The organism is Phormidium sp. CCY1219, assembly GCF_055795085.1.
The window spans coordinates 1-1,447 of record NZ_JAYFEQ010000959.1 but is presented as its reverse complement, the minus strand read 5'-3'; the positions used below and the strand labels follow the sequence as shown (position 1 = coordinate 1,447).

Annotated in this window: 1 protein-coding gene; it reads right to left on the bottom strand. The window is 56.9% G+C overall.

Annotated elements, in window-relative coordinates; genetic code table 11:
• A partial coding sequence (locus AC0QH1_RS30985; protein WP_442957401.1) for a WD40 repeat domain-containing protein occupies window positions 1-1,447 on the bottom strand: 1,447 nt, incomplete at both ends.

Sequence of the window (1,447 nt, the reverse complement as noted above, 5' to 3'; positions counted from 1 at the left end):
CCACAAGCGCAGGGTACCGTCCCAACTGCCACTGACGATGGTCTCCCCGTCCGGGCTGAAGGCCACGGCCCAGACCCGATTCTGATGGCCGCGCAAGGGTTCGCCGATGGGTTCCCCCTGGCGGGTCCACAAGCGCAGGGTACCGTCCCCACTGCCACTGACGATGGTCTCCCCGTCCGGGCTGAAGGCCACGGCGTAGACCGAATCCTGATGGCCTTGGAAGCGATTGTGTTCTCGGAGGGTTTGAATGCCGGTCAGCAAGCTACTTTGCACCGAACTCATCACTCGCCCCAATTGGTCTTGACTCTCGCCCGTAGCCTGGATGGCCAGGACTACCCCCCCTAACGGTTGGGGAGTGGTGAGCAACTGTTGCGCCTGGGCGGCGTTGGCCCGCAAGTTGGCGATGGTGGCTTGGCGTTGGGCATTCAGCCAGAGTCCGGTGACGACGGTCAACATGGTGGCAACGGTGCCAATACTGAGGATGTTGGTGATGCGTCTGTTTCGGATGCTTTTTTGCACGTACTCTCGTGCGATTCCGGTTTCCCCATAGCGTCGCACAAATGCTTCTGCATCAGATAAATCTATCCCCCGCAACAACCCTTCTCGGCGTTTGCCTTTTTCTTCCCACTCTTGCGCTTTGTCTTTGAGTTCGTCTCTTTGACGCTTGATTTCCCGGTTGTCGTTTAGCCAGTCTTTTAAGGTGTTCCAGTTGCGAATTAGGGCTTCGTGGGCGACATCCACTACCTTGATTGTATCCCCGTTGTTCCCTCTGGCTTGCAGTTCGCTGGTGACGATTAAGCGGGCGTCTTCTAATTTCCCCAGTACGGTTTCTACTTTTTCTGGGGAGGGGGGTAAGTCGGTTAACCGGGTTTTGCGGACTTGTCTGGAGGTGGGTTTGTCCTCTTCTACCAGTTGGGTGAGTTCGAGAAAGATGCTCTTGGCGACGGTCTTTTCTTCTGGGTCGAGGGAGTTATAAACCTTATCCGCTTGCGTTTGTAGGGTTCCGAGTACGCCGCCCATGTCTTGGTAGGTTTTTACCGTTAAACGGCGATCTCTCCAATCCCACAGTTCGTACAGGAGGTATTGCAATAAGGGCAGGCTTCCCGGGGACTGCTGCACGTCTTTCACTATCTCGTTTTGCAGGTCTTCCGGGATGGTCCATCCTTCTTTCTCGGCGGGTTTAGCAATGGCTTCGCGTAACTCTGCTTCCTGCATTCGGCCAACAATTTTATTCTGGGTTTCGATGAGTTGCGCCAGTTGGGGATATTCGGCACATTGACCGACAAAATCGGCCCGCATGGTGATTACTACTCGTAGGGAGGGGGAGTATCCCCCCCGGCCCCCCTTGGAAAGGGGGGAGTATCCCCCCCGGCCCCCCTTGGAAAGGGGGGGGTATCCCCCCTGGCCCCCCTTGGAAAGGGGGGGGTATCCCCCCTGGCCCCCCTTG